Source organism: Desulfovibrio porci (assembly GCF_009696265.1).
In the GTDB taxonomy this organism is placed as follows: domain Bacteria; phylum Desulfobacterota; class Desulfovibrionia; order Desulfovibrionales; family Desulfovibrionaceae; genus Desulfovibrio; species Desulfovibrio porci.
Map to the genome: position 1 here is coordinate 1 of NZ_VUMH01000028.1, position 4,136 is coordinate 4,136.

Consider the following 4,136-nt stretch of genomic DNA (forward strand, 5'->3'; position numbering starts at 1 on the left):
CGCCCGTCTCCCTTTCCGCTCCCCACGGAAGAGGGGAGCGGAAGGGAAGGTATCAGGGTTTAGGCGAAGTTGCCCGCGTCAAACGCGGCATCCGTGGTGACGGTGCCCACCAGTTCGACGGTGGGCGCTGTCGCGTCGCCGGTGACATAGTACATGTTGTAGGTGGCGGCTGCGCCGGCAGAATCGGCCGTGACCATAACCACGGCCTTTTTGCCAGCATCAATGATCACTTCGCCATTGGCCGTCGTGCCACTAGTCACAACCTTGTCGGCGGTCAGCACGCCGCCGGCCACATTGTACAGCACGCCGATGTTGTTTGTTGTGGCATCGCCGATAGTAAGGTCGTTGGCAGATCCATCCACCTTGGTCGCCATATTCGTCTTAGCAGTAAAGGCAGCTATATCCAAGACATCCTTGCCGGTGCCGGCTTCAAAGCCGGTGATGGTGTCATGGCCGTTGGCGGCCAGATTGGCAGCGAACTTGACCGTATCCTTGCCGGTGGAGCCCAGCTGGATGGTATCATCCCCCTTGCCGCTCGTGATGTCGCTTGTGCCAGTGCCGGTGGTGATGATGGTGTCATTGCCAGCGCCGCCGGTGAGGTTGGCAGCGCCCGTCGTACCGCCCTTCAGCGTCACGGCCGCGGTGGAGGTCGAGGCATTCACAGTAACGGCGCCCGCAACCAGGGAGCCGTCAATGGTCGTGGCAACATCCGCTTTCAAGGTGTTAATGGTCAGGCTGGTGACCGTGTTAGCGGCCGTCAGGGTGCTGGCATTGTCAGCGGTCGCCATGTTGGTGATAGTCACGGTGCCGGTATTGTTAAACGTGGCATTTTCCACATTGTTCAGAGCGGTCAGAGTAGCATTACCCGTCAACATCTTGTCGACGGTCAGCGTGTCAAAGCCCGCGCCGCCGTCAATGGTTCCGCCATTGATGGGCGCGGCGGACTTGACATTGAACGTGTCGTTCCCTTCGCCGCCCTCCAGCGAGATGGTAGCACCGAGGTCGCCGGTAATGTTGAACGTGTCGTCGCCCTCCTTGCCGTCAATAGCCGTGACAGTGCCCAGCGTGGCGCTGTTCACGTCATTGAAGGTATCCGCAAAGAAGGTGCCCTCAAGGGAGGTGCCGGTGTAGTCCGCCGGGCCATAGGCCTTGCCGGTGACGGAATCACGGATGACGCTGTCGAGCCTGAAGTCGGTGCTCGCAATGGAGGTCTTCACGCCGTTCACACTGTCAAGCGTCATGGAGCCCATGACCGTGCCCTTGTCAGTGGTGCCGTCCGTGCTCATCTGAACGATGGTATAGACGTTCTGCCCATCCTTGTTGACGGCCTGCAGGAAAGCCACGGCCTTGTCGCCATTGGCGCCGGTCAGGCTGAGGCTGCCGGCTTTCACCAGATCATCGACCTCGGCCTGGGTGTAGATGCCGGATTTGGTGTCCTTGGGCCCGGCGAACGTCGCCACGATGGCGGAGTTGTTCACGAGCCCGCTCGGGACGCCGGCATTGAGCGGCTTTGTGGAATCCAGATACCCGGCCAGGTTGATCATGTCCTCGCCGCTCCTGAAGCCCACCACAGTGTCGTTGCCGAAATTGCCGCGCAATTCGATGATGTCCATCCGTCCGGCATTGGGACCAAGCACCACAAGGTCGTCGCCAGCGCCGGCGTCCACAATCACCTGGCTGGAGGTGGAATCGTTGCCCGTATACTGCTGCGAGCCGCCGGTGTTCGTGGCAAACTGGGTATTGTACCACGTGCCGGTGCTCACGGTGCTGGCGCCGGTGGTGCCGTCACTCTTCAGCGCGCCGAAGCTGATGCCCAGATCGGCCGCCGTCATCTGGCCGTTGATGATGGATTCGATGAGCAGCGTATGCCCCGCGCCGTCCTTGGCCGAAACAAGGTGTTTCAGAACGGGATCATTGGCAATGGCGTCAATGATGGCGTGGTTGATCTGCTCGGCGGTCACGCTGGTGGTGGCCGCGGTCACGTCGGCGATTTTCGCCCTGGCCTGGTGGCCCTTGAAGGTCACCGTGACATACAGCGACTCGTCAGCGACGGGAGTGACCTCGAAGGTATCCTGACCCACAGCCAGATCGTTGCTCAGCGTCGCGCCAGCAAGACCCGCCGTGGCCAGCTCGCGGTTGTTCGTGTTGAACACGAAAACGGCGTTGTAATTGTCCGGAGTCTTCGGAGTGCCCGGTACCCAGCCACCCGTGAAGAGTTCCTGCTGGTTGGCGTAGATCACGTCATTGCCCGCGCCGGTATTGATGATCACCGAACCGCCGGCGGCGGCGGCGGCGGCGGGGGCATAGAACCACACCGTGTCGTCGCCCTCGCCGGTCTTGATGGTCACATTCTGCAGGTTCTTCTGATTGTTCTCCTGATTGGCGGACATGTCGGCATAACGGAAGGCCACCAGGTCATTGCCCGCGCCGGTGTCAATGTTCATCCTGAAGTCCACGTCCGCCGCAATGGAGCCATTGACCGTCATGTTGACAACGTCGTCAGCCTGGCCGGTGATGTAGGCGAACTGCCCCTGATAGCCGGCATGGGGCGCGTACATCTTGTCAATGTCCTTCGCGCCGTCCACGGACTTGAGATACTTGTCATAGGAAGCCGCGGTAATCTCGGCCGCAATGTTGATGGCGCCGGCGTAGTCGCTGGCGTCGAACACGGCCACGTCATTGAGACCGGAGGGGTCGCCGGTCCCCGCGCCAGTGGCCGAGAGCAGTTTGGCCGCGTCGGTCCAGGTCAGCTGAGTGTCGTCGCCAAGCTGATCGCCCCGGCCCGCCCAGTCGCCGATGTAGAGCTGCCCGCCGGACTTGCCGTCGCCGTCAATGTCCCTGGCTTCCACGGTGACCATGCGCAGCTCCTGATTGGTGGAGAACAGGCTGGAAAGCCACGACCCCCTGTCCACCTTCACGTCAAAGCGTTCCACGCCGCTGCGCAGGGACATGGAGCCGATTTCCAGATCCCCCGCCCGGGAGCCGTAGATGATGTCGTTGGGCAGGCAGTCGGGAGAGGCGTCGTCCCATTGCACGCGGCCCACGTTGTCCAGCTCCACCACAGTGGAGATCAGCGGGCAGCTCGTGGTCGCCACGCTGCCGGCGCCCCACACGATGCCGCCAGTGGCGGGCACCGTGCCGGAGGTCACACCCCAGCCGGTACCCGGGATGGGCGTGCCGTCGGGGTTGTTGGTGGCAATGGTGCCGGAGGAAGAGGTCAGCACCACATACTTGCCCATGTCCGTGGTATAGGTGGTGGTGCCGACAGTGGCGCTCGCGGAGAATTTGCTGCCGAGGCTGGCGGTGATGAAGGAGTCCACGCCCGCCGCCTCCAGGGCGGTATTGAACGCGTTCACCAGATCGGTGTAGCTGGCGTTGCCCTTGACCGCGCCCACCTCAAGCTCGATGAGCTTCGTGGCGCCGGCGTTGTCGGTATACTGGAAGGTGAACTTGTCGAAGGGGTTGTTTTCCAGCGGCTGATTGCTGACCTGGGCGCCGCGCACGTCCACGATCTCAATGTTCAGGGTGCCGGCCGTGTTGCTCGCCGCGGAAGTCAGATGCTGCGAGTCGAAGAAGACGTCAAAATCCACCCCGGGGTCCGCATCCGCGAAGCGAATGGCGGTTTCGTGGGAATTGTGGCGCACGTCCTCAATGCTCAGAGCCGCGCGGCTGTTGACCGAGCCCAGGGTCAGCACCTCGCCGTCGGCCAGCCAGATGCGGTCCGCGTCAATGTAGGCCGTAACAGGCACCACGCCGCCGGCGGCCGGGCCGGCCGGCACCTGGGCCTGGAAGAGCACATATTCCACATTTTTGATGGTGGGTTCGAGAGCCTCACCCGTCTCGGGAGCCTCGGAGGTGTTCAGGCGGGCGTAAAGCGTGTCCACGCCGCCCAGACCGTCAATGACATCGGCGCTCTGCAGCGTGCCGGTCTCAGCGGTGAAGTAGTCGTCATAATTGGAGTTGACCACCAGATTGCCGGCGGCATCCACCGTGGGAGTGCCCGTGGTGCCCACCAGATTGTCGATCCCCGTCGTAAGCGCCCTGGTGACGGCGCCGTGCTGGGCATCCTGAATGGTGAGGCCCTCACCCCGGCCATAGCTCAGGTAGTGCATCACCGGGTTCAGGCCGGCGTCCCT

1 protein-coding gene is annotated in these 4,136 nt (G+C 62.5%); it reads right to left on the reverse strand.

The window, feature by feature from the left end; translation table 11 throughout:
• Positions 1 to 59 precede the first annotated feature (59 nt).
• Positions 60 to 4,136 (reverse strand): beta strand repeat-containing protein (locus tag FYJ44_RS14510; RefSeq protein WP_195841043.1); only part of this gene is annotated, 4,077 nt, incomplete at its 5' end.